This window comes from Jiangella endophytica (assembly GCF_003427025.1).
Classification (GTDB): Bacteria; Actinomycetota; Actinomycetes; order Jiangellales; family Jiangellaceae; genus Jiangella; species Jiangella endophytica.
Genome location: NZ_QVAI01000007.1, coordinates 264,254 through 289,215, shown reverse-complemented (window position 1 = coordinate 289,215; position 24,962 = coordinate 264,254). Strand labels below are relative to the sequence as shown.

Annotated in this window: 21 protein-coding genes; 19 read left to right on the top strand and 2 right to left on the bottom strand. The window is 72.4% G+C overall.

Going from position 1 to position 24,962, the window contains the following annotated elements; all coding sequences use genetic code 11:
• The first annotated feature begins 27 nt into the window (after positions 1 to 27).
• The 17 genes from soxR to DZA62_RS16950 all read left to right on the top strand — a co-directional run bounded on the left by soxR (position 28) and on the right by DZA62_RS16950 (position 21,762).
• On the top strand, positions 28 to 420 hold the full coding sequence (gene soxR, locus DZA62_RS17030) for a redox-sensitive transcriptional activator SoxR (protein ID WP_116950140.1): 393 nt from the start codon (positions 28 to 30) through the stop codon (positions 418 to 420).
• A gap of 99 nt (positions 421 to 519) precedes the next feature.
• On the top strand, positions 520 to 1,278 hold the full coding sequence (locus DZA62_RS17025) for a 3'(2'),5'-bisphosphate nucleotidase CysQ (RefSeq protein WP_116950099.1): 759 nt from the start codon (positions 520 to 522) through the stop codon (positions 1,276 to 1,278).
• Positions 1,275 to 2,183: a sulfate adenylyltransferase subunit CysD gene (gene cysD / locus DZA62_RS17020; RefSeq protein ID WP_116950098.1), complete on the top strand. Its 909-nt coding sequence runs from the start codon at positions 1,275 to 1,277 to the stop codon at positions 2,181 to 2,183. The genes DZA62_RS17025 and cysD overlap by 4 nt, the downstream gene beginning before the upstream one ends.
• Before the next feature lies 1 nt (position 2,184).
• Positions 2,185 to 3,435: a sulfate adenylyltransferase subunit CysN gene (gene cysN / locus DZA62_RS17015; RefSeq protein WP_116950097.1), complete on the top strand. Its 1,251-nt coding sequence runs from the start codon at positions 2,185 to 2,187 to the stop codon at positions 3,433 to 3,435.
• Positions 3,436 to 3,817: 382 nt separating this feature from the next.
• Entirely contained in the window at positions 3,818 to 8,281 is a 4,464-nt protein-coding gene (locus tag DZA62_RS17010; RefSeq protein WP_198663865.1) for a DUF4082 domain-containing protein, read from the top strand.
• Positions 8,282 to 8,311: 30 nt separating this feature from the next.
• The gene (locus DZA62_RS17005; protein ID WP_116950095.1) at positions 8,312 to 9,388 is read left to right on the top strand and encodes a Gfo/Idh/MocA family protein; all 1,077 of its coding nucleotides are present in this window, start codon (positions 8,312 to 8,314) and stop codon (positions 9,386 to 9,388) included.
• The gene (locus DZA62_RS17000; RefSeq protein WP_116950094.1) at positions 9,385 to 10,383 is read left to right on the top strand and encodes an NAD-dependent epimerase/dehydratase family protein; all 999 of its coding nucleotides are present in this window, start codon (positions 9,385 to 9,387) and stop codon (positions 10,381 to 10,383) included. The genes DZA62_RS17005 and DZA62_RS17000 overlap by 4 nt, the downstream gene beginning before the upstream one ends.
• Positions 10,380 to 11,510: a DegT/DnrJ/EryC1/StrS family aminotransferase gene (locus tag DZA62_RS16995; RefSeq protein ID WP_116950093.1), complete on the top strand. Its 1,131-nt coding sequence runs from the start codon at positions 10,380 to 10,382 to the stop codon at positions 11,508 to 11,510. Before DZA62_RS17000 ends, DZA62_RS16995 begins: the two co-directional genes overlap by 4 nt.
• A complete protein-coding gene (locus DZA62_RS16990) occupies positions 11,507 to 12,163 on the top strand; it encodes an LbetaH domain-containing protein (protein ID WP_116950092.1) in 657 nt (218 codons plus the stop codon). The genes DZA62_RS16995 and DZA62_RS16990 overlap by 4 nt, the downstream gene beginning before the upstream one ends.
• On the top strand, positions 12,160 to 13,272 hold the full coding sequence (locus tag DZA62_RS16985) for a DegT/DnrJ/EryC1/StrS family aminotransferase (RefSeq protein WP_116950091.1): 1,113 nt from the start codon (positions 12,160 to 12,162) through the stop codon (positions 13,270 to 13,272). The genes DZA62_RS16990 and DZA62_RS16985 overlap by 4 nt, the downstream gene beginning before the upstream one ends.
• The gene (locus DZA62_RS16980) at positions 13,269 to 14,531 is read left to right on the top strand and encodes a glycosyltransferase family protein (protein WP_116950090.1); all 1,263 of its coding nucleotides are present in this window, start codon (positions 13,269 to 13,271) and stop codon (positions 14,529 to 14,531) included. The genes DZA62_RS16985 and DZA62_RS16980 overlap by 4 nt, the downstream gene beginning before the upstream one ends.
• A complete protein-coding gene (locus tag DZA62_RS16975) occupies positions 14,528 to 15,757 on the top strand; it encodes a rhamnosyltransferase WsaF family glycosyltransferase (RefSeq protein WP_116950089.1) in 1,230 nt (409 codons plus the stop codon). Before DZA62_RS16980 ends, DZA62_RS16975 begins: the two co-directional genes overlap by 4 nt.
• 33 nt (positions 15,758 to 15,790) lie before the next feature.
• Positions 15,791 to 17,365, top strand: a complete 1,575-nt coding sequence (locus DZA62_RS16970; RefSeq protein ID WP_116950088.1) for a lipopolysaccharide biosynthesis protein — start codon at positions 15,791 to 15,793, stop codon at positions 17,363 to 17,365.
• The gene (locus DZA62_RS16965) at positions 17,362 to 18,687 is read left to right on the top strand and encodes a glycosyltransferase family 4 protein (RefSeq protein WP_116950087.1); all 1,326 of its coding nucleotides are present in this window, start codon (positions 17,362 to 17,364) and stop codon (positions 18,685 to 18,687) included. Before DZA62_RS16970 ends, DZA62_RS16965 begins: the two co-directional genes overlap by 4 nt.
• Before the next feature lie 2 nt (positions 18,688 to 18,689).
• Positions 18,690 to 20,249 carry an acyl-CoA ligase (AMP-forming), exosortase A system-associated gene (locus DZA62_RS16960; protein ID WP_116950086.1) on the top strand — a complete coding sequence of 520 codons (1,560 nt, stop codon included), beginning with the start codon at positions 18,690 to 18,692 and terminating at the stop codon, positions 20,247 to 20,249.
• On the top strand, positions 20,246 to 21,472 hold the full coding sequence (locus DZA62_RS16955; RefSeq protein ID WP_116950085.1) for a pyridoxal-dependent decarboxylase, exosortase A system-associated: 1,227 nt from the start codon (positions 20,246 to 20,248) through the stop codon (positions 21,470 to 21,472). The genes DZA62_RS16960 and DZA62_RS16955 overlap by 4 nt, the downstream gene beginning before the upstream one ends.
• 32 nt (positions 21,473 to 21,504) lie before the next feature.
• A complete protein-coding gene (locus DZA62_RS16950) occupies positions 21,505 to 21,762 on the top strand; it encodes an acyl carrier protein (protein WP_116950084.1) in 258 nt (85 codons plus the stop codon).
• A 4-nt stretch (positions 21,763 to 21,766) separates the two neighbouring features.
• On the opposite strand, the gene DZA62_RS16945 is transcribed toward DZA62_RS16950, so the two are convergent.
• Positions 21,767 to 22,633, bottom strand: a complete 867-nt coding sequence (locus tag DZA62_RS16945; protein WP_198663863.1) for a hypothetical protein — start codon at positions 22,631 to 22,633, stop codon at positions 21,767 to 21,769.
• A gap of 41 nt (positions 22,634 to 22,674) precedes the next feature.
• Here DZA62_RS16945 and DZA62_RS16940 point away from each other — a divergent pair, with 41 nt between their 5' ends.
• Together DZA62_RS16940 and DZA62_RS16935 are read left to right on the top strand one after the other, a co-directional pair.
• The gene (locus DZA62_RS16940) at positions 22,675 to 23,544 is read left to right on the top strand and encodes a glycosyltransferase (protein WP_116950083.1); all 870 of its coding nucleotides are present in this window, start codon (positions 22,675 to 22,677) and stop codon (positions 23,542 to 23,544) included.
• The gene (locus tag DZA62_RS16935) at positions 23,541 to 24,194 is read left to right on the top strand and encodes a polysaccharide deacetylase family protein (protein ID WP_198663862.1); all 654 of its coding nucleotides are present in this window, start codon (positions 23,541 to 23,543) and stop codon (positions 24,192 to 24,194) included. Before DZA62_RS16940 ends, DZA62_RS16935 begins: the two co-directional genes overlap by 4 nt.
• Here DZA62_RS16935 and DZA62_RS16930 read toward each other — a convergent pair.
• A complete protein-coding gene (locus DZA62_RS16930) occupies positions 24,178 to 24,846 on the bottom strand; it encodes a hypothetical protein (protein ID WP_116950082.1) in 669 nt (222 codons plus the stop codon). The genes DZA62_RS16935 and DZA62_RS16930 overlap by 17 nt on opposite strands.
• Positions 24,847 to 24,962 lie beyond the last annotated feature (116 nt).

Sequence of the window (24,962 nt, the reverse complement as noted above, 5' to 3'; positions counted from 1 at the left end):
GGTTCAGGTCAAGCTACGGTGGACGGCATGTCGCGCGCCCCGATCGAGCTGACCATCGGCGAACTGGCCGAACGCAGCGGCGTGCCGGCCTCCACGCTGCGCTACTACGAGCGGCACGGCCTGCTCCGCAGCCGTCGCACGACCGGCAACCAGCGGCGCTACGCCGAGGCGATGCTGCGGCAGGTGGCGTTCATCCGGGCATCGCAGCAGGTCGGCATCCCGCTGGCCGAGATCGGCGGCGTACTGGGATTCCTGCCCGAGGGTGCGGCGCCGACGCCGGAGTTCTGGGCCCGCGCGGCGCAGTGCTGGGGCAGGGCGATCGACGAGCGCATCGCGGCGCTGGAGCGGCGTCGGGAGGTGTTCAGTGCGTGTGCCGGCTGCGGCTGCCTGACCTTCGGTGAGTGCGCGCTGGTGGCCTGACCGGATGCTGGACGCAACGTCTCGGATAATGGGCGAGCGCGTGTGCCGGAGCCGGTTCGCCCTAGGCTGGGGCGTTCGAGACCGGCTTCGAGGAGTTCCGTGGCATCCACTGACGCGAACCTGGCCGCCCGCCTCGCCACCGAGGCGGGCGTGCTGCTGCTCGCGCTGCGCCGCGACCACGATCCGGCCACGGGTACTCAGGCCCTGCGCGATGCGGGCGATCGCGCAGCCCAGCGATTCCTGGCCGCCGCGCTGGCCGAGCACCGTCCCGGCGACGCCGTCCTCAGCGAGGAGGCGCCCGACACCGCCGACCGGCTGGCCGCGCCGCGAGTCTGGATCATCGACCCGCTCGACGGCACCCGCGAGTTCGGCGACGGCCGTGACGACTGGGCGGTGCACGTAGCGCTCTGGGTCGACGGCGAGCTGGCCGCCGGCGCCGTCGCGCTGCCAGGCATCGACACCACGCTGGCCAGCGACCCCGCCGCCGTCGTCCCTGCCGCCGCTCCCGGCGCGGCGCCGCGGATCGCCGTCAGCCGCAGCCGTCCGCCGGCCGCCGCGCTGCGCGCCGCCGACGCCCTCGGCGCCGAGCTGGTCCCGATCGGCTCGGCCGGGTTCAAGGTCGGCGCGGTCGTGCGGGGCGAGGCCGACGCCTACGTCCACGCCGGCGGCCAGTACGAGTGGGACTCCGCCGCGCCGGTGGCCGTCGCCCGCGCCGCCGGGCTGCACGCCAGCCGGCTCGACGGCTCGCCGCTGCGGTACAACCAGGCCGACCCGTACCTGCCCGACCTGCTCGTCGCCCGCCCGGAGCTCGCCGACGCGCTCCTGACGGCCGTCGCCGAACCCGCGAGGTCAGCATGACCATCCACGAGTACCAGCTCTCGCAGCTCGACTACCTCGAGGCTGAAGCGGTGCACATCTTCCGCGAGGTGGCGGCCGAGCTGGAGCGTCCGGTGCTGCTGTTCTCCGGCGGCAAGGACTCCATCGTCATGCTGCGGCTGGCCGAGAAGGCGTTCTGGCCGGCGCCCATGCCGTTCCCCGTCATGCACGTCGACACCGGGCACAACTTCCCCGAGGTGCTGGAGTTCCGCGACCGCCGGGTCGCCGAGCTGGGGGTCAACCTCGTCGTCGCGTCGGTGCCGGACGCCATCGAGCGCGGGCTGGTGGCCGAGGAGCCGAACGGGTCGCGCAACCGCATCCAGACGCCGGTGCTGCTCGAGGCGGTCGAGAAGCACCGCTTCACCGCGCTGTTCGGCGGCGCCCGCCGCGACGAGGAGAAGGCGCGGGCCAAGGAGCGGGTGTTCTCCTTCCGCGACGACTTCGGCCAGTGGGACCCGAAGAACCAGCGCCCGGAGCTGTGGAACCTGTACAACGGCCGCATCCACCTGGGCGAGAGCATCCGGGTCTTCCCGCTGTCGAACTGGACCGAGCTCGACGTCTGGCACTACATCCAGCGCGAGGAGATCGCCGTCCCGTCGATCTACTACGCGCACGAGCGCGAGGTGTTCGAGCGCGACGGCATGCTGTTCGCGAACAACGAGTTCTGCCGGCCGCGTGAGGGCGAGACGACGTTCGTGACGACGGTCCGCTACCGCACCGTCGGCGACGCGTCGCTGACCGCGGCGGTGCGCTCCGACGCCGACACCGTCGAGAAGGTGATCGAGGAGATCGCCGCCACCCGGCTCACCGAGCGCGGCGCCACCCGGGGCGACGACCGCGTCAGCGAGGCCGCGATGGAGGACCGGAAGAAGGAAGGCTACTTCTGAGATGGATCTGCTCAGGTTCGCCACCGCCGGCTCCGTCGACGACGGCAAGAGCACGCTGATCGGGCGGCTGCTGTTCGACTCGAAGGCGATCTTCACCGACCAGCTCGAAAGCGTCGAGCGCACCAGCCAGCAACGCGGCGACGAGTACACCGACCTGTCGCTGCTGACCGACGGCCTGCGCGCCGAGCGCGAGCAGGGCATCACCATCGACGTGGCCTACCGCTACTTCGCCACGCCGCGGCGCAAGTTCATCATCGCCGACACCCCGGGGCACATCCAGTACACCCGCAACATGGTCACCGGCGCCTCGACGGCCGACCTCGCGATCGTGCTGGTCGACGCCCGCAAGGGGATGGTCGAGCAGAGCCGCCGGCACGCGTTCCTGGTGTCGCTGCTGCGGGTGCCGCACCTCGTGCTCGCGGTGAACAAGATGGATCTCGTCGACTGGTCGCAGGAGGTGTTCGAGGACATCGAGCGCGAGTTCTCCTCGTTCGCCACCAAGCTCGACGTCCCCGATCTCACCGTCGTCCCGATCTCCGCGCTGCACGGCGACAACATCGTCAGCCGATCGCCGAACATGCCGTGGTACGAGGGGCCGTCGCTGCTGCACCACCTCGAGCACGTGCACATCGCCAGCGACCGCAACCTCGTCGACGTCCGGTTCCCGGTGCAGTACGTCATCCGGCCGCAGTCGCTGCAGCGCACCGACTACCGCGCCTACGCCGGCCAGGTGGCCGGCGGCGTCCTGAAGGCCGGCGACGAGGTCATGGTGCTGCCGAGCGGGTTCACCACCCGCATCGCCGGCATCGACACCGCCGACGGCCCGGTCGGCGAGGCGTTCGCGCCGATGGCGGTGACCGTCCGGCTCGAGGACGAGCTCGACATCTCCCGCGGCGACATGATCTGCCGGCCGCACAACCGGCCGGCGGTCGCCCAGGACATCGACGCGATGGTCTGCTGGATGGCCGAGACGCCGCTGGCGCCGGGCCAGAAGCTGGCGATCAAGCACACGACGCGTTCGGCGCGGGCGTTGGTCAAGGAGCTGCAGTACCGCCTCGACGTCAACTCGCTGCACCGCGACGACAGCGCCACGCAGCTCGGGCTCAACGACATCGGCCGGGTGCGGCTGCGCACCACCGTGCCGCTGCTCGCCGACGAGTACCGCCGCAACCGGCAGACCGGCGGGTTCATCCTCATCGACGAGGCCACGAACCGCACCGTGGGCGCCGGAATGATCACCTCGGCCAGCTGACGCCGGGCCCCGAGCAGGGGGCCGGAGAGCAAGATCGCCGCCGAGGGATGCGGGAATGTCCCATCGCGGCTATGCTCGTTCCGATTCGCGTGACGTGGGGGGCTACGTCTCGCGTTGGTGATTCGCCCGGGGGGGCCGAGAAATGCGGGTGCACCGTTCTGCGTCCATTTCCCGATGGACCGTTGTATGGCTGTCTCTGGTCGCGCTCGCGGCCACTGCTCTGGTACCCGTGGCGGCGAATGCCGCCGTCGATCCGTGTGGCGCCGGCAGCAATCCGATCGTCTGCGAGAACTCGAAACCGGGCGCCGATCCCGATGAATGGGAAATCGACGGTGCCGGTGACGAGAGCATCCAGGGATTCGCCACCGACATCAGTGTCAACGTGGGCAATCGGATCGACTTCAAGATCGACACCAATGCGCGGGCGTACACGATCGACATCTATCGCACCGGCTATTACGGCGGCGACGGCGCCCGCAAGATCGCGAGTGTGACGCCGTCCGCCACGCTGCCGCAGAACCAGCCTCAGTGCATGAGCGACGTGACGACCGAGCTCTACGACTGCGGCAACTGGGCGGTCTCGGCGTCGTGGAACGTGCCGTCGAACGCGGTGTCGGGCGTCTACATCGCCAAGCTGACCCGCACGGACAACCGCGACACGAGCCACATCACGTTCATCGTGCGCAACGACGCCAGCACGTCGGACATCGTCTTCCAGACCTCCGACACCACCTGGCACGCGTACAACGCCTACGGCGGGTCCGACTTCTACCGCGGCGCCGCCAACGGCCGCGCGTACAAGATCAGCTACAACCGGCCCTTCGCCACCCGCGCCGGCGTCGAGAAGCGCGACTTCTACTTCGGCGCCGAGTACCCGATGGTCAGGTTCCTCGAGCAGAACGGCTACGACGTCAGCTACATCGCCGGCGTCGACACCGACCGGCGCGGCAACCTGCTGACCAACCACGACACCTTCCTGTCCGTCGGCCACGACGAGTACTGGTCCGGCCGGCAGCGGACGAATGTCGAGGCGGCCCGCAACGCGGGGGTCAACCTGGCGTTCCTCAGCGGCAACGAGATGTACTGGCGGACCCGCTGGGAGCCGTCGATCGCCGGGCCGGCCACGAACTACCGGACCCTGGTGTCGTACAAGGAGACCTGGGGCAACGCCAAGATCGACCCGGCCTCGGAGTGGACCGGCACCTGGCGTGACCCGCGATTCGCGCCGCAGTCGGCCGGGGCCGGCGTCCCGGAGAACGCCGTCACCGGCACGGCGTACATGGTCAACTACTCCGACCTCCCGGTCACGGTGTCCTCGGCCGAGGGCAAGTTGCGCATGTGGCGCAACACCGGGCTCAACACGCTCCCATCGGGATCCAAGGCGGAGCTGGCGCCCAGCACGGTCGGCTACGAGTCGAACGAGGACCTCGACAACGGGTTCCGGCCGCCCGGCCTCATCCGCATGTCGACCACCGTCGGGCCTGTCACGGAGTACCTGCAGGACTTCGGCAACCGCGTCGCCCCCGGCACCACCACGCACCACATCACGCTGTACAAGGCGTCCAGCGGTGCGCTGGTGTTCTCGGCCGGCTCGGTGCAGTGGACCTGGGGCCTGGACGCCGTCCACGACGGCAACGGCCCGCCGGCGGACCGGCGGATGCGGCAGGCGACGGTGAACCTGCTGGCCGACATGAACGCCCAGCCGGTCACGCTCGACCCGACGCTGACCGCGGCCACCAAGTCCACCGACACCACGGCACCGACCGCCACCATCACCGCGCCCGCGGCCGGCGCCCAGCTGGGCAACGGCAGCACGGTGACGGTCAGCGGCACGGCGGCCGACGTCGGCGGTGTCGTGGCCGGCGTCGAGGTGTCGACCGACGGCGGCGCGACGTGGCACCCGGCCAACGGAACGACGAGTTGGTCGTACAGCTACCTGCAGCACGGTGCCGGCGCGGGCGACCTACGGGCGCGCGCCATCGACGACAGCGCCAACATCGGTGCCGCCACGACCCGCGCCGTCCAGGTCGGTTGCCCGTGCTCGATCTTCGGCACGACGACACCGCCCATCCCGAGCACCGACGACGGCTCGGCGGTGGAACTGGGGCTGCGGTTCACACCGACCACCGACGGTTACGTCACCGGCGTGCGGTTCTACAAGGGCCAGGGCAACACCGGCACGCACGTCGGCACGCTGTGGAGCTCGACCGGAGCGTCCATGGGCAGCGTGACGTTCACCAACGAGAGCGCCAGTGGGTGGCAGATCGCGCGGTTCCCCCGGCCGGTGGCGGTGACCGCAGGCCAGACGTACGTCGTGTCGTACCTCGCGCCGGCCGGTCGCTACGCGAGCGCGCCGTACGCGTTCTCGTCGCGGAGCCTGGAGGCCGCCCCGCTGCGGGTCGCCGGTGGCTTCGGCGCCGCTCCCGGAGGCGTCTTCGGTGTGCCGGGCACGTTCCCGCAGGAGAGCTGGAACAACACGAACTACTTCGTCGACGTCGAGTTCGCGCTGGTCGACAACTCGCCGCTGACGGTGTTCAACCAGTCGCCGCTGGCCGGTGCCAACAGCGTGCCGCAGAACGCCACCATCACGGCGGCGTTCTCGAAGAACGTCACCGCGTCCTCGGTGGCGGTCCGGGTCGAGGACTCCCTGGGCAACCGCGTCGCGGGCAGCACGTCCTACAACGCGGCCACCCGGACGGTCAGCTTCGACCCGACGGCGGACCTTCAGGGCTTCGTCAACTACACGGTGACGGTGACGGCGAACGAGGCGGTGGCCGAGGGCGGCACCTGGTCGTTCCGCACGGCGCGGCCGCCGTCTGCGCCGGGCGCCTGCCCGTGCACGCTGTTCGACGAGGTCGACGTGCCCGGAGTCCTCGAGATCAACGACCCCGACCCCGTGACACTGGGGGTGCGGTTCTCGTCGACCCGCGACGGTGTCGTCACCGGGGTGCGGTTCTACAAGGGCCCGAACAACACCGGGACGCACGTCGGTTCACTCTGGGGCCCGGACGGCGCGCAGCTCGGCTCGGTGACGTTCACGAACGAGTCGGGCAGCGGGTGGCAGGAGGCGACGTTCGCCCAGCCGATCCCGATCGTCAAGGACGCCCAGTACACCGTGGCCTATCGCGCGCCGAACGGCCGCTACTCCGCCACGCTCAACGCCTTCACGTCGCAGGGGGTGAACCGCCCGCCGCTGTCGGCACCCGTGAGAGCGGGCGCCTACACCTACACCACCGGCTTCCCGAAGGAGTCGTGGACCAGCAACTACATGGTCGACGTCGTGTTCGAAGCGGTGCCGACGGTGCCGACGGTGACGCAACAGGTGCCGGCCAACGCCTCGGTGGGCGTGCCGACGGACACCAATGTCGGGGTGACGTATACCGCGCCGCTGGACACCACGGGCACGCTGACGGTCACTCCCGCCGGCGGGAGCGCCGTCGCCGGCACCACCACGCGCTCGGCCGACGGGCTCACGGTGACCTTCGATCCGACGTCGGCCCTGGTGGCGGGGACGACCTACACCGCGCGGCACAGCGGGGCGCGCACCGTCGAGGGCGCCACCGTCCCGGCCGCGACGTGGACGTTCACGACCGCGGCCGCGGACGGCAGTTGCCCGTGCACCCTGTTCGGCAGCGCGGTGCCCACCACACCCAGCGCGCCGGACAGCGCGCCGGTCGAGCTGGGCACGGCGTTCACGCCGTCGCGTGACGGTCAGGTGACCGCGGTCAGGTTCTACAAGGGTCAGGGCAACACCGGAACGCACACCGGATCGCTCTGGAACTCCGCCGGCGAGCGGATCGCCCAGGTGACCTTCACGAACGAGACCGCGGTCGGCTGGCAGACGGCGACGTTCGCCCAGCCGGTGAACGTGCAGGCGGGCACCACGTACATCGTGTCGTACTTCGCGCCGCGAGGACGGTACGCCGCCGATGGCGGGTTCTTCGTCAACCCGCGCACGCAGGGGCCGCTGACTGCCCCGGCCACCGACAACGGCCGGTACCGCTACGACGGCGGCTTCCCGCAGTTCTCCTACGACCGCACGAACTACTACGTCGACGTCGTGTTCATGCCGTCGGCCATGATGGTGACCGGCAAGACCCCGGCGGACGGCGCTACGGCCGTTGCGGTGACGACGACGGTGCGCGGCGTGCTGGACGCGTCCATCACCGGGTCGCCCACCATGGCGCTCAGCGGCCCCGGCGGCGCGATCGCCGGCCAGAGCTCCTACGCGTCCGGAACCCGCACGGTGACCTTCACGCCGAGCGCGGCGCTGCCGTACCAGACCGAACTGACGGCGGTGATCTCCGTCGGCGGCACCGCCGTCCGCGACGGTACGTGGAAGTTCACCACGGCTGCGGCCCCGCCGGGGGCGGACGGCTGCCCGTGCAGCATCTGGAGCGCCACGGACACACCGGCCAGTGCGAACTGGAACGACCCCGATGCCGTCCAGGTCGGCGTCCGGGTGACTCCGGCGGCCAACGGCGTCATCACCGGGATCCGGTTCTACAAGGGCCCGCAGAACACCGGCACGCACACCGGGTACCTGTGGTCGTCCTCCGGTCAGAAGCTGGGCGAGGCGACGTTCACGGGCGAGACGGCGTCCGGCTGGCAGACGGTGCAGTTCGCCACCCCGGTCCCGGTGACCGCCGGCCAGACCTACACGGCGTCGTACTACACGTCGGTCGGACGGTACGCCGTGAGCTCGAGCGGCCTGGCCACCTCGATCACCCGGGGGCCACTGACGGTGCCGGCGAACGGCGGCGCCTACGTCTACGGCACGGGCTTCCCGTCGGGGACGGCGGCGCACAACTACTGGGTCGACGTGATCTACCGATCGGGTTCGTGAGAGACAGCACTTCAGGGGGGAACGCTCGAGATGAGTGATGACGTCAGCGCGCCGCTGAACGCCGCGGTGATCGGGGCCGGCTACTGGGGGCCGAATCTGGCCCGCAACTTCGCGACGGCGCCGGACTGGAATCTGGTGGCGGTGTGCGACCTGGACGAGGCGCGTGCGGCGAAGGTGGCGCGCGCCTCGGGCAGCGCCGACGTCGAGACGTCGCTCGACCGGCTGCTGGCCCGCGACGACGTCGACGCGGTCGCCGTCGCCACGCCGGCCCGGACCCACCACCCGATCGCCATGGCGGCGCTGCGGGCGGGCAAGCACGTCGTGGTCGAGAAGCCGCTGGCCGACACCGGCGAGCGGGCCGGCGAGATGGTCGAGCTGGCGGCGCGCACCGGCCGCGTGCTCATGACCGACCACACCTATTGCTATACGCCGGCCGTGCTGAAGATCGCCGAGCTGGTGGCCGAGGGTGCGCTGGGCGAGGTCCTGTTCGTCGACTCGATCCGGATCAACCTCGGGCTCGTGCAGCCCGACGTCGACGTGTTGTGGGACCTCGCACCGCACGACCTGTCCATCCTCGACGCGGTCCTGCCCGGCGGGCTGCGGCCGGTCGGGGTGTCCGCGCACGGTGCCGACCCGCTCGGCGCCGGCAAGGCCTGCCTGGCGTACCTGTCGATGCCGCTGGCGAACGGCGGCATGGCGCACGTGCACGTGAACTGGCTGAGCCCGACCAAGATCCGGCAGATGGTCATCGGCGGCAGCCGGCGCACGCTGGTCTGGGACGACCTCAACCCGCAGCAGCGGCTCAGCGTCTACGACCGCGGTGTCGACCTCGGCCAGACCCGGGCCACCGGCCTGGACCGTGCCGCCGCGACCATCTCCTACCGCCTCGGCGACACGTGGTCGCCGGCTCTGCCCGAGACGGAGGCGCTCGGCCTCATGGTCGGCGAGTTCGCCGCCAGCATCCGGGCGGGCCGGGCGCCGCGCACCGACGGCGCCGCGGGGCTGCGCGTGCTGGACGTGCTCGAGGCGGCGTCGGCGAGCCTGGCCGCCGGCGGCATGTTCACCAGCACGGCAGCGGCCGGTACCCACACGGAGGTTCTCGCATGACCCAGCTCGAAGGCGCCCGCGTTCTCGTCACCGGGGGTGCCGGCACGATCGGCTCCACGCTGGTCGACCAGCTGCTCGACGCCGGTGTCGCGCACGTGGACGTGCTGGACAACCTGGTCCGGGGGCGGCGCGAGAACCTCACCGGGGCCCTGGCGAGCGGCCGCGCGACGCTGGTCGAGGGCGACCTGCGCGACCGCGACGTCGTCCATGACCTCACCCGCGGCAAGGACGTGGTCTTCCACCAGGCGGCCATCCGGATCACCCAGTGCGCCGAGGAGCCGCGGCTGGCGCTGGAGGTGCTGGTCGACGGCACCTTCACCGTCCTGGAGGCGGCCGCCGAGCACGGCGTCGACAAGGTGGTCGCGGCGTCCAGCGCGTCGGTGTACGGGCTGGCCGAGGAGTTCCCGACCGGCGAGCGGCACCACCACCACAACAACGACACCTTCTACGGCGCGGCGAAGTCGTTCAACGAGGGCATGCTGCGCAGCTTCCGGGCGATGTACGGCCTCGACCACGTCATCCTGCGCTACTTCAACGTCTACGGCCCGCGCATGGACGTGCACGGCCTGTACACCGAGGTGCTGGTGCGCTGGATGGAGCGGATCGCCGACGGCAGGCCGCCGCTGATCTTCGGCGACGGTGCGCAGACGATGGACTTCGTCTGCGTGCCCGACATCGCACGCGCGAACGTCCTGGCCGCCGCGAGCGACATCACCGAGGGCGTCTACAACATCGCCAGCGGCACGGAGACCTCGCTGCTGGACCTCGCCACCGCGCTGCTGACGGCGATGGACTCCGACCTGGGGGTCGAGCACGGCCCGGAGCGCGCGGTCAACGGCGTGACGCGCCGGCTCGCCGACACGTCGGCGGCCCGCCGCGATCTCGGCTTCGAGGCCACCATCGGGTTGGAGGACGGGCTGCGGCAGCTGGTGCGGTGGTGGCGGCCGCTGCGCGACGAGATCGCCGCCGGCCGGTCCCTGGCAGGAGCGCGATGACCCGCGTCAACGTGATGCGCCCGTGGCTGGGCGACGAGGAGGTGACCGCGGTCGCCGAGGCGATCCGGTCCGGCTGGGTCGCGCAGGGGCCGCGCGTCGCCGCGTTCGAGCGGGCGTTCGAGGCGGCCATGCAGGCGCCGTACGCGGTGGCGACGTCGTCGTGCACGACCGCGCTGCACCTGGCGCTCGCCGTGGGCGGGGTGGGCGCCGGCGACGACGTCGTCGTGCCGTCCTTCTCGTTCATCGCGACGGCCAACGCGGCCGTGTACGTCGGCGCCCGGCCGGTGTTCGCCGACGTCGATCCCGCCACGGGCAACGTCACGCGCGACACCGTCGAGGCCGCGCTGACGCCGTCGACCCGCGCGGTGGTCGTGGTCGACCAGGGCGGCGTCCCGGTGGACCTGGACCCGATCCGCGAGCTGTGCGACGCCAAGGGCATCGTCGTGGTCGAGGACGCCGCATGCGGCGCGGGCTCCACGTACAAGGGGCGCCCGGTCGGGGCGACGGCGCCGATCTCGGCGTGGTCGTTCCACCCCCGCAAGATCATCACGACCGGCGAGGGCGGCATGATCACCACCGGCCGGGAGGAGTGGGCGACGCGGGCGCGGCGGCTGCGCGAGCACGCGATGAGCGTCTCGGCGGCGGACCGGCATGCCAGCGTCCTCGCACCGGCCGAGGAGTACGGCGAGGTCGGCTTCAACTACCGGATGACCGACCTGCAGGGCGCCATGGGCCTGGTCCAGCTCGGCCGGCTGCCGGAGATCGTGGCCCGCCGCCGCGCGCTGGCCGACGTCTACGCCAAGCAGCTCGCCGACATCCCCGGCCTGCGGCCGGTCACCGACCCCGCCTGGGGGACCGGCAACTTCCAGTCGTACTGGGTCGAGGTGGAGCCGGAGTACCCGCTGAGCCGTGAGGCGCTGCTCGCCCACCTGGCCGACGCCGGCATCTCCGCGCGCCGCGGCATCATGGCCGCGCACCGTCAGGCGCCCTACCAGGAGCTCACACCGACGTCCGGCCTGCCGATCACCGACCGGCTCACCGACCACACGCTGATCCTGCCGCTGTTCCACGAGCTCACCGAGAGCGACCAGGAACGCGTCATCGCCGCATTGCGAGGGCCTGTGTGAGCAAGGCACTGGTGCTCGTCGCGGCCGGCGGCCTGGCTCGGGAGGTGCTCTCGGCGGTCCGCGCCGGTGCCGCGCCCGGTCACGAGGTCGCCGGTCTTCTCGACGACGACCTCGGCAAGGCGGGGACCACCGTCGACGGCGTGCCCGTGCTGGGCACGCCGGACGACGTCGCCGAGCACCCCGACGCCGACCTGGTGATCTGCGCGGGTCGCGGCGCGGCCCGCCGCGACCTCGCCGCCCGGCTGGCCAAGCTCGGCGTCGGCGACGACCGGTACGCCACCGTCGTCCACCCGGCCACGCCGGTGCCGGCCGGCTGCGTGGTGGGCGTCGGCAGCGTCCTGCTGGCCGGCGTCGTGCTGACGACCGCCGTCACGGTGGGCCGGCACGTGGTCTGCATGCCGCACGTCACCCTCACCCACGACGACGTGGTGGAGGACTTCGCCACGCTGGCCGCCGGGGTCGCCCTCGGCGGCGGCGTGATCGTCGGCTCGGCCGCGTACCTGGGGATGCGCTCCTCGGTGCGCGAGCGGTGCCGGGTGGGGGACGACGCCGTCCTCGGGATGGGGGCCGCGCTGGTCGAGGACCAGCCGGCGAGGACGACCTGGGCCGGCGTTCCGGCCCGGCCGCTGACGCGGCGGGAGGAGCCGAAGTGACGAACATTCCGCTGGTGGACCTGCGGGCTCAGCAGGCCGAGATCGCGGCCGAGGTGGAGCCGCTGATCCTCGACGTGCTCCGCGGCGCCGGGTTCGTCGGCGGGCCGCACGTGGCGGCCTTCGAGGCCGCGTACGCCGAGTACGTCGGTGTCGGGCACTGCGTGGGCGTGGCCAACGGGACCGACGCGATCGAGCTCGCGCTGCGGGTGGTCGGCGTCGGCGCCGGCGACGAGGTGATCATGCCGGCGAACACGTTCATCGCGACCGCCGAGGCGGCCTCGCGCATCGGCGCGCGGCCGGTGCCGGTCGACGTCGACCCGGACCACCTGCTGATCTCGCCGGACGCCGTCGCCGCGGCGATCACCGAGAAGACCCGCGCGATCGTCCCCGTCCACCTGTACGGCCAGGTGGCGCCGGTCGAGGCCCTGACGCCGATCGCCGCGGCGGCCGGCGTCCCGATCGTCGAGGACGCCGCCCAGTCCCAGGGCGCCCGCCGGCACGGCCGGGCCGCGGGCGGGCTGGGCGCGATCGCCGCGACGTCGTTCTACCCGGGCAAGAACCTGGGCGCCTCGGGCGACGGCGGCGCGGTCACCACGAACGACGCCGACCTCGCCGCCAGGGTCCGGTTGCTGGCCAACCACGGTTCCGCGGTCAAGTACCGCCACGAGGCGATCGGGATGAACTCCCGGCTGGACGCGATCCACGCGGTGACGCTGGCGGCCAAGCTGGCCCGGCTGGAGGACTGGAACGAGCGGCGGCGGCAGGCCGCCGGCCGGTACGCGACGCTGCTGGACGGTGTCCGGGGCCTGCGGCTCCCGCGGCCGATGCCGGGCAACAGCGACGTCTGGCACCTGTACGTGGTGCGGGTCGAGGACCGCGACCGGGTGCTGGCCGAGCTCAACGCCGCCGGGGTGGGCGCCGCGCTGCACTACCCCGACCCGTGGCACCTCACGCCCGCGTACGCCGGGCACGGGTATCCGCCGGGCAGTTGCCCCGTGGCCGAGGAGGCGGCCGGCGAGATCCTGTCGCTGCCGCTCTACCCGCATCTCACCGGCGACCAGCAGGAGCAGGTGGCCACCGCCCTGGTGAAGGTGCTCGGCGGGCCATGACCACGCGACGGCCCCGGGTCCTCGTCCAGCTCGACAACCTCGAGCTCGGCGGGGCGCAGATCAACGCCGTGCAGTTGTCCGCGGCGGTGGCCGAGCACGGGTACGACAGCCTGCTCGTCGGTCCGAGGGACACCCTGCCGGCGGGCCCCTCGGTGCTCGACGTGAGTGCCGACTACGGGGTGACGGCGCGGGCCTACGAGCGGCCCGCGCCGTTGTTCGCGCACGGGCGGGTGCTGTCGCGGATGGCGCGTGGTTACGGGGCGTCGCTCGTGCACGCGTTCAGCACGTCGGAGCGAGCCGCCTACTGGGGCGCGGGGTTCCTGGGCCGGCGGGCCCTGGTCCGCACGATCTACGAGATGTCGTTCGACCCGCGGACCCATCCGTCGATCCCGCTGGTGATCGGCACCGGGTACCTGCGCGATGAACTGGCCGGCAGACGCGGTGGGGTGACGTTGGTCAGCCCGCCGGTCGACATGGCGCGCGACGCACCTGGCGTCACCGACCGCGCCGCCTTCCGCCGTGACCTCGGGCTGGCCGCCGATGCCGTCGTGCTCGTGATCGTCAGCCGCATCTCGGAGGAGATGAAGGCGCACGGCATCGAGGACGCCATCCACGCCGTCGAACGGCTCGGCGACCCGCGGGTGTGTCTGATCGTCGTCGGCACGGGCGACGCGGCGGCGCGGCTGCGGGTGCTCGCCGACGTCGTCAACGTCCGGCTGGGCCGGACGGCGGTCGTCTTCGCCGGCCCGCTGGCCGACCCGCGGCCCGCCTACGACGCCGCCGACATCGTGCTGGGCATGGGCAGTTCGGCCGCGCGGGGGCTGGCGTTCGGCAAGCCGCTGGTGGTCCTCGGCGAACGCGGCTGGAGCGCGGTCTTCCGCGAGCCCGGCGTCGCGGCGATCTTCCGTAACAGCTTCTGGTCGCCGTACGAGGTCACGGACGGCGCCGGCCTGCTCACCGGGAACCTCCGGCCGCTGGTCGCCGACGCCGGGGAACGCGAGCGGCTCGGGGCCGAGGCACGCGTGTTCGCGGAGCGGAACTTCGGCCTCGCCGCGATGGCCGGACGGCTGGCCGACGTGTACGAACAGGCGCTGCGGACCGCGTCGAGCCATCAGTGGGTGCGCGATCTCGGCATGGAGGGCCGGATCATGGCCGCCAAGCTGGGCCGGCTGTCCGGCCGGCGGCCGTCCGGCGCACTGGAGTGGAAGCAGCGCGACACCGACGTCGTGAGCCAGCCGGTTGAGGGGGTAGGCCGATGAGCGCCGCCGACGCGACCCGCCACCTGGGCGCGAAGCTCGCCAAGGCCGCCGGCATCCTGCGTCAGGACGGCCCGCGAGCCCTGGCGCAGCGGCTCACCCGCGTCGCCTATGACCGGCTGGACGCGGCGAGCCTGGACGAACCGTTGCTCTACGACGACATCGCCGACTCCACGCAGCTGGACCTCGCCGTGCCCCAGTGGCGGCCGCCGCGGTCGCAGCCCATGACCGTCGGCTGGGTGACCGTGCCGCCGCGGGCCGGCTCCGGTGGCCACACGACCCTGTTCCGCATGGTCGAGGCGGTCGAGAAGGCCGGCCACCGGTGCGTGCTGTTCCTCTATGACCGCTACGGGGGCGACCTGCGTGAGCAGGAACGGGTCATCCGCGACTGGTGGCCGCACATCCGCGCCGAGGTCCGCGACGCGTCGGCGGGCATCGCCGGCGTCGACGCCTGCGTCGCGTCGTCCTGGGACACCGCGCACGTGCTGGCCCGCCGCGGGTCGACGCCCATGCGGCGGCTGTACTTCATCCAGGACTTCGAGCCGTACTTCTACCCGCGCGGCTCGCTGTACTCGCTGGCCGAGGACACCTACCGGTTCGGGTTCCGCAACATCGCGCTGGGCGAGATGGTCGCGCAGGCGCTGCGCTCGGAGCTCGGGCTGGCCCCGGACGTGACGGAGTTCGGCTGCGACACGTCGGTCTACCGGCTGCTCGACGGCCGCGAGCGCACCGGCGTCGTGCTGTACGCCCGGCCGACGGTGCCGCGGCGCGGCTACTGGCTGGCCCGGCTGGCGCTGCAGCGCTTCCACGAGCAGCACCCGCAGGTCCCCATCCACTTCTACGGGACCGTGGTGAAGAACCTGCCGTTCCCGGCGGTCCAGCACGGGCGGCTCACCCCTGCGGAGCTGAACGAGCTCTACAACTCCAGCATCGCGGGCCTCGCGATGTCCTTCACCAACATCTCGCTGGTCGCCGAGGAGATGCTCGCGGCCGGCACCGTCCCCGTCGTCAACGACTCCGTGCACTCGCGGGCCGACCTGGTCAACGAGCACGTCGCGTGGGCGCCGCCGACGCCGCACGGCATCGCCGCCGCGCTGAGCGCCGTCGTCACCCGTGCGGACCGCGACGTGGCCGCGAAGGCCGCCGCGGAGTCGGTGCGGCAGTTCGGCTGGACCAAGGCCCAGTCCGATGTGCTGCGCCTTCTCGAGCACGAGGTGTACGGATCGTGACGCCGCGGACCGGTCACTGATCTGGTGTCGACGATGATTGACGACCAGCTGAAGACGAGCGAGGAGCCAGACACGTCCGTCGGCCGGCAGGCCGCCGCGGGGGTGCTCTGGCTGACCGTCCAGAAGTGGGCGGTCCGGCTCTCCGGCCTGGTGACCATCGCCGTGCTCACCCGCTTCCTCAGCCCGGAGGACTTCGGCGTCGTCGCCGCGGCCTCGACGGTGCTGCCGTTCTTCTACCTCCTGGCCGACCTGGGCTTCGCCGCCTACATCGTCCAGGTCGACCACGCCGGTCGGCGGCTGCTGAGCACGGCCTTCTGGTTCTCCGCGCTCGCCGGGGTGGTGCTCGGCGTCGCCGTGGTCGCGGCCGCGCCGCTGTTCGGGCTGGCCTTCGACTCCGGCGAGGTCGTACCGGTGCTGCAGGTGCTGGCGCTGGCCGTGCTGGCGACCGCGCTGGGGTCGGTGCCGACGGCGATCCTGCGGCGCGCGATGCGGTTCCGGACACTGGCTATCCAGGGCACCGTCGCGTCCGTCGTCGCGCAGGTCGTCGCCGTCGCGATGGTGCTCGCCGGTTCGGGCGTCTGGGCGCTGGTCGGCCAGGTGCTGACGGTCCAGGGGCTGACGGCGCTGCTGGCCTGGACGGCCGCGCGCTGGTGGCCGTCGTTCACCTTCTCGCGCCGCCAGTTCGCCGTCATGGCCCGGTTCGGCGGCCAGGTCCTCGGCGTCGAGTGTGTCGCCGTCTGCCGCCAGTGGGCCGAGACCGCGATCGTCTCCGTCGGCCTCGGCATGGCCGCGCTCGGCTACCTCAACATCGCGCAGCGGCTGGTGCAGATCGTGCAGGAGCTCACCGGCGCGGCGCTGCTCCCGGTGACGATGGTCGCGTTCGCGAAGATCCGCGACTCCGCCGACCGGTTGCGCGAGGCCTACCTGCGCGCGCTGCGGATGACCTACGCCGTCCTGGCACCGCCGTTGACCCTGCTCGCGGTGGGCGCGCCGCTGATCCTGCCGCTGGTCTTCGGCGACGGCTGGGAGGAGAGCGTCCCGGTGGCCCAGATCCTCGCACTCGCCGGGATCATGGTGGTCGGGGCCACCCTCGACCACGGGCTCTTCTACGGCCTCGGCCGCCCCGGCCGCTGGTTCGGGTACGCGCTGGCCATCGACATCCTCACGGTCGCGACGACGGCGCTCACCGTGCGGTGGGGACTCGTCGGCGTCGCGACCGGCTTCCTCGTGGTGGCCGCAGTCGCGACGGCGTCGCGCTGGTTCCTGGTCGCGCGGCTGCTGCGGACCCGGCCCTGGACGCTGGCCGGGCCGTTCGGCTTCCTCGCCGCCGCGGTTCCGGTCGGCGCCGCCGTGGGCTGGATCGTCATGACGGCGACGGCCTGGCTGCCGCCGATCGTCGGCGTCGCCCTGACCGGCCTCGCGATCCTGGTGGCCTATGCGGGCGCGACCGCCGTGCTGGCGCCGTCCGTCATCACCGACATCGCCGGTTACCTGCCGGGCCGGGACCGGCCCGACTACCTGCCGCGGCACAGCCGGACCGGCTATCTGCCCCGCCACACCCGGGCCGGCCGGGTCGGCATCCTGGTCAACTCGATGGAGCACACATGACCAGTCACCCGCACATCCTCATCATCGTGCAGAACCTCCCGGTCCCGCTGGACCGGCGCGTGTGGCTGGAGTGCCAGGCGCTGCTCGCGCGCGGCTACCGCGTCAGCGTGATCTGCCCCAAGGGCCCGGGCGACCCGGACCACGAGGTCGTCGACGGCGTCGACCTCTACAAGTACCGGCCCGCGCCCGAGGCGAAGGGACTGCTCGGGTTCGCCTGGGAGTTCGCCTACTGCTGGCTGCGGACGGCCTGGCTGTCGCTGCGGGTCCGGCGGGCCGGCCGGTTCCACGTCATCCAGGCGTGCAACCCGCCGGACACGTACTGGTTGCTGGCGCTGCTGTGGCGCCCGTTCGGGGTGCGGTTCGTCTTCGACCACCACGACCTCAACCCCGAGCTGTTCCTGTCGCGGTTCGGTGAGCCACAGGGCCGTGGCCAGAAGGCGCAGTACCGCGCCCTGGTCTGGCTGGAACGCCGCACGTTTAGGGCCGCGCACCGGGTCATCTCGACCAACGAGTCCTACCGGGCGATCGCGATCCGCCGCGGCGACCGACGGCCGGAGCACGTCACCGTGGTCCGCAGCGGGCCCGACACGCAGGCGATGCGGCCCGTCTACCCGGAGCGGCCGCGGCCGGCCGGCCGCGTCGTCCTCGTCTACCTCGGCATCATGGGCCCGCAGGACGGCGTCGACCAGGTGCTGCTCGTCGTCGACGAGTTGGTGCACCGGCGCGGCCGGACGGAGGTGACCGCGACCCTGCTCGGGTTCGGTGACTGCCTCGAGGACCTGAAGGCGCAGTCCGGGTCGCTCGGGCTGGACGACCACGTCACCTTCACCGGCCGGGTCGACCGCGGGCAGATCGCCGAGTACCTGAGCCGCGCGGACATCGGCGTCGGCCCGGATCTCGGGACGCCGCTCAACGACGTGTCGACGATGAACAAGACGATGGAGTACATGGCCTACGGGCTGCCGTCCGTCGCGTTCGACCTGGCCGAGACCCGGGTGTCCGGGGCGGACAGCGTGCTGTACGTGCCGTCCGGCGACATCCCGGCCTTCGCCGACGCCGTCGAGAAGCTGATCGACGACCCCGGACGGCGCGCGGAGCTGGGCCGGAAGGCCCGCGCCCGGGTCGCCGCGGAGCTCGACTGGCGCGCACAGGCCGAGGCGTACGTGTCGGTGTACGACGAGCTGACCGGGTTCTCCCGCCCGGGCCCCGCCGTTCCCGCGGGCGAGCCCGGCCAGGACACCGACCCGCAGGGCCGCCGCTACGTCGATCTCGACGACACCTCCGAGTTCGACCGCTACCTCAGGGAGAGGAGGGCGCCGTGACCATGATCAGGACCGGCTTCCACGATCTGCTCGGCCAGGCCGCCGCCGCCCGGCCCGACGCGCCGGCGCTGACCTACCGGAACCAGACGGTGAGCTACGCCGACGTCTGGCGGACGGCGCAGGCCGCCGCGGCGCAACTGGCCGGCCTCGGCCTCCGCCGCGGCGACCGGGTGGCGATCTACCTGGAGAAGCGGATCGAGACGGTGGCGGCATTCGTCGCCGTGTCGGCCGCCGGCGGGGTGTTCGTGCCGGTGAACCACGTGCTCAAGGCCGCCCAGGTCGGGCACATCCTGGCCGACAGCGGGGCGACGGTGCTCGTCACGTCCGCCGACCGGCTCGGCCAGCTGGGCTCGGTGCTGCCGACGACCGCGGTCACCGACGTCGTCGTCGTGGGCGATGGCGCGGCGCCGGCCGCCGGTCACCGCGTGCACGGCTGGGACGCGGGTCAGGAGGCGGGTGGCGAGCCGGATCCGTCGCCGGCCATCGACGTCGACCCGGCGGCGATCCTCTACACGTCGGGCAGCACCGGAAGGCCCAAGGGCGTGGTGCTGAGCCACCGCAACCTCATCGTCGGCGCCGAGAGCGTGAGCGGCTATCTGGGCAACAGCGCGCACGACGTCATCCTCAGCGTGCTGCCGCTCAGCTTCGACGCCGGGCTGAGCCAGGTGACCACGGCCTTCTCGGTCGGCGCGCACTGCGTGCTGATGAACTACCTGCTGCCGCGCGAGGTGCCGAAGCTGTGCGAGCGCTACGGCGTCACCGGCCTGACCTGTGTCCCGCCGCTCTGGCTGCAACTGGCCGACGTGCCCTGGCCGGAGGCGGCGGCCCGCAAGCTGCGCTACTGGGCCAACACCGGCGGCCGGATGCCACGGGTGACGCTGGACCGGCTGCGCGGCATCTTCACCGAGGCCCGTCCGTTCCTGATGTACGGGCTCACCGAGGCGTTCCGCTCCACCTACCTCGACCCCGCCGAGGTCGACCGGCGGCCGGACTCCATCGGCAAGGCGATCCCGAACGCGGAGATCCTGGTGGTGCGACCGGACGGGACGCCGTGCGAGCCGGGTGAGGAGGGGGAGCTGGTGCATCGGGGGGCGTTGGTGGCGCTGGGCTACTGGAACGACCCGGTCCGGACGGCCCAGCGGTACAAGCCGCTGCCACGGCCGGGCGAACAGTGGCGCACGCCGGAGCTCGCGGTGTGGTCCGGCGACACCGTCGTCGCCGACGACGAGGGTTTCCTCTACTTCGTGGGCCGCAAGGACGACATGATCAAGACCTCCGGCTACCGGGTCAGCCCGACGGAGGTCGAGGAGGCCGCGTACGGCACCGGGCTGGTGCGCGACGCCGTCGCCGTCGGGGTCGACGACACGGCACTGGGGCAGCGGATCGTCCTCGTCGCCACGCCCGCCGAGGCGGAGCTGGACGTCGCGGCGCTGCTGACCGCGCTGCGCCAGGTGCTGCCGCTCTACATGGTCCCGGCCGAGGTCGAGGTCCGCACGGAACTGCCACGCTCGCCCAACGGCAAGTTCGACCGCGGGCTGATCAGGGCGGAGGGGGTCCGGTGAAGCCGCAGGAGCACATCGCCGCGTTCGGTACGGCCGACGGCGAGCTGCGGGTCGGCGGGCTGGCGCTGAGCCGGCTCGCCGACCGCGTCGGCTCGACACCGTTCTTCGCCTACGACCGCGGGCTGCTGGACGCCCGCATCGACCGGCTGCGTTCGTCGCTGCCGACGTCGGTGCAGCTCAGCTACGCCATGAAGGCCAACCCGATGCCGGCCGTCGTGCAGCATCTGGCGCACCGGGTCGACCGCATCGACGTCGCCTCGGGCCTGGAGATGCACGCCGCCCTCGACACCGTCATCGCGCCCGGCCGGGTCAGCTTCGCCGGCCCCGGCAAGACACCGGCAGAGGTCCGGCAGGCGGTGGCGGCGGGCATCATCGTCGAGGTCGAGTCGCCCACGGAGCTGGCCCGGGTCGTGTCGGCCGGCGACGACCTCGGCCTTACGCCGAACGTCGCCGTCCGCGTCAACCCCGACTTCGCGGTCAAGGGCTCCGGCATGCGCATGGGCGGCGGCCCGCAGCAGTTCGGCATCGACGCCGAGCAGGTGCCCGCCGTGCTGCGCGAGTTCGCCGCGGCCGGCGTGAACTGGCTCGGCTTCCACGTCTTCGCCGGCTCGCAGAACCTCAACGCCGAGATCATCGCCGAGGCGCAGCGGCGCACCGTCGACCTGGTGGCGGGCCTCGCCGACCACCTGCCCGCGCCGGTGCGCTATCTCAACCTCGGCGGCGGGTTCGGCATCCCGTACGTCGAGAAGGACCGGCCGCTCGACCTCGACGTCGTCGCCGGCCACCTGCACGAGCTCGTCGGCGGCGCACTGGCGCGGCGGCTGCCCGACGCGGTGCCCGTCATCGAGCTGGGCCGGTACATCGTCGGTGAGTGCGGCGTCTACGTCACCCGCGTCCTCGACCGCAAGGTGTCGCGCGGCAAGACCTACCTCGTCGTCGACGGCGGCATGCACCACCAACTCGCGGCGTCGGGCAACTTCGGGCAGGTCATCCGCCGCAACTACCCGCTCGTGGTCGGCAACCGCGCGGAGAAGTCCGGCGCCGAGACCGCCACCGTGGTCGGCTGTCTCTGCACCCCGCTGGACCTGCTCGGCGACGACGTCGAGCTGCCCGCGGCCGACATCGGCGACCTCGTCGTGATCTTCCAGGCCGGCGCGTACGGCCTCACCGCCAGCCCGACGGCCTTCCTCGGACACCCGGCCCCGCTCGAAGTCCTCGTCTGACCCGACCCGGAACCATCGCACAAGGAGCGCACATGACCCAGACCCAGGACACCGTCCGCACGGTGCTGATCGAGTCGCTGGACCTCGCCCAGCGCCCCGAGGACCTCCACACGGACACCGCCCTCTTCGGCTCGCTGCCGGAGCTGGACTCGCTGGGCGTCCTGCAGCTGGTGACGGCCATCGAGGACCGGTTCGGCATCACCATCGCCGACGACGAGTTCGACGCCGATCTCTTCGAGACGCTGGGGACGCTGACGGAGTTCGTCGAGTCCAAGCTGGCCGCGGTCTGACCGGCTACCAGCGGACCAGCGTCAGCTCGCTGTAGAGATGATCGATCGACTCGGGACCGATGTCCGCGGCCCGGAACATCTTCGGCCGCGGGTGTGCCAGCGCGCGGCCCGGGCCGCCGGGCGAGAACCCCAGGACGCGCCGCTCCGCCAGCGTCAGCGGGATGCCCAGCCGCAGCAGGTGCGCGCCCACGGCGGGCCAGGCCGCCTCGAGGCAGCCGGGGTCGCCGCCGGCATACAGCGGCGTGGCGAACAGCGGCAGCCGCTTGCGGCGGTCGCGCCGGAACACGAGGTAGCCGTGCGCGCCGCCGTGCTCGACCAGCAGGTGCCGCGCCGCCGGCGCCTGCCGGTGGTCGCGGTAGATCTCGGCGTCGCGGCCGGTGAGCGTGCGGTCGAGCGCCTCGGGCCGGGCGGTCACGCGGGTGCCACGGCGAGGTGTCCGCGGCAGGTTGGCGACGAGCCGGGTCGCGGTGTCGAGGCGGGTGAAACCCAGCCGCTCGTTCAGCGCGATGACGTTCCCGCTCGGCGACAGGTCGGTGAAGACGAACCCCTTCTGGCCCAGCAGCGCGCGCACCAGCCGCAGCGTGTGGGTGCGGTACTCCTCCAACACGCAGAACGCGGCCAGGTTGCAGAACGCGACCCTGACGCCGTCGAGGTCGCGGTCGGAGTAGACGGCCGCGTACACGCCGACGATGGCGTCACCGTTCAGCAGCAGGAAGCCGTGGTTGGGCGCGTCGCTCTTCCACGGTGGTGCCACGAGCACCGTCCACGCGGCGGCGGACACCCGCTGGTTGAGGTGCTGGTGCAGGAACTGCCCGACGGCCATCGCGTCGGACGGCGAGATGGGCCGCACGTCGACGGCGGGCGCTCCCATCCGGTCACCATAGCGCAGCGCAAACCCCGTGAGGAGTGCCGATGACCAGCGTCGTGATCGCCGCGCACAACGAGGCCAACGTCATCGGACGGTGCCTGGACGCGCTGCTCGCCCAGCGGCCCCCGGGCCCGCTCGAGATCGTCGTGAGCGCCAACGGCTGCACCGACGGCACCGCCGCGGCGGCCGCCCGCCCGGGTGTCACCGTGATCGACCGGCCGGAGCCCGGCAAGCCCGCCGCGCTCGACGCCGGCGAGCAAGTCGCGACGGGCTTCCCGCGGGTCTACCTGGACGCCGACATCGTCGTGCCGCCGCACGGTCTCGCCGTGCTGGAGGCCCGGTTCGACGCGCTGCCGCGGCCGCTGGCCGTGGTGCCACGGCGGCGGGTCGACACGAACGGCCGGCCGTGGCCGGTGCGGGCCTACTTCTCCGTCAACGAACGGCACCCCGCCTTCCGGTCCGGGCTGTTCGGCCGCGGGATGATCATGCTGTCCGAGGAGGGCCGTGCGCGCTTCGGCACCTTCCCCTCGCAGATCGCCGACGACCTCTTCCTCGACTCGCGGTTCTCCGCCGCCGAGAAGGCCGAGCTGAGCGAGGTGGAGGTGGTCGTCGAGGCGCCGCGCACGACCCGCGACCTGCTGCGCCGGCTGGTCCGGGTGCGGCGCGGCAACGCCCAGCTGCGCGCCGCGGCCGCCGCGGGGGAGCTGGACCTGCCGGTGCGCTCGCCGGACCGCTGGGCCTGGCTGCGCGACGTCGTGCTGCGAGAGCCGCGCCGGGCGCCGGCGGCCATCCCGTACGTCGTCATCACCGTCGCGGCCGCGCTGCTGGCCCGTCGTCCGGCACCGGCCGACGGCGGCTGGGGCCGCGACGACAGCACCCGCACCCCGTCGTCCTCGGAAGGGACTCCGACGTGATCATCAACCTGTGCTTCCACGGCATCGGGAGCTGCGAGCGCGAGCGCGAACCCGGCGAGGCGCGGTACTGGATGGCCGAGCCGATGTTCCAGCGGGTGCTCGACGAGGTCACGAAGCACTCGCACGTGCGGCTCAGCTTCGACGACGGCAACGCCTCCGACGTCGAGGTCGCGCTGCCGTCGTTGAAGGAACGCGGCCTACAGGCCACCTTCTTCGCCCTCGCCGGGCGTCTGGAGGACCCCGTGAGCCTGAGCGCCGCCGACCTCGTGGAACTGCGTGGCGCCGGCATGGCGATCGGCACCCATGGCTGGGCCCACGTGCCCTGGCGCGGGTTGTCCGCCGCCGAGGCCGGGCGCGAGCTGGTGGAGGCGCGTGCGGCGCTCACCGCGGCCAGCGACGGGCCGATCTCGGAGGCGGCGCTGCCACTGGGCCGTTACGACCGCCGGCTGCTCGGCCGGCTGCGTCGCGCGGGCTACACCGTCGTCTACACCAGCGACAAGTTCCCTGCCCGGTCCGCGTCGTGGCTGCAGGCGCGCTACAGCGTCACCGCGTCGGACACCGTCGAGACCGTCCGCTCGGTCATCACCCACCGGCCGGGTCTGCGCGACGCCCGCAACGCCGCGGTGAGCACCATCAAGCGATGGCGCTGAACTCCCGCGGGATGGGGGTGCCGCGCCGCCGCGCCCGGTACTCGAGCAGCACGATCACCGCCAGCGTGGCGCCGCCGCCGAGCACAGCCGTCATCGCCAGCGTCCGGACCTTGCTGCCGCCGACCTCGTAGACCGTGGACGTCTCGGGGTTCACCGTCACGGTGATGTCGTTGACGGGCGCGACGCCGGCGTTGCGTTGCAGGGCGTCCAGCTCCTGGGCGATGCGGTCGACGAGCTCCTGCTGCCGCGCCACAGCGCTCTCGCGGTCGGGCGCCACCACCTCGACGACCAGCACCTGGCGGTTGAAATGCGGTGCCCACTGACCGCCGTAGTCCGGCAGCCGCACCGACCAGCCGTCTCGGACGCCGATGCCCACCAGGTTGGCGTCCGGCGACGCGTACTTGAGAGTGGCGTCAGGCCCGGTGACCATCTTCGCGACGGCTCCCGCGGTGATGATGAGGTCCTCGGACGGCGCGCTGAGCGAATTCGGGTTCACCCGGCTGGTGGGGGCGAGAAAGACCACCTCGGTGCGGGACCAGTAGACGTCGTCGCCGGAGGTCAGGACGAACGCGAGCGCCCCGGTGCACAGCAGACCGGCCAGCACGACCGGCCACCGGCGGAGCATGGTGAGAATCAGTTCCCACGGCGTCATCGGTGCACCCCCCGTGCCCCCGTCATGCGGCGACCGCCCCCGGATCCCCGTCCAGGCTATAGTAGCCAGCACGGATCGCGGCGACCGCGGCTCGGCCTGCGGCCGAGGCCAGGGGA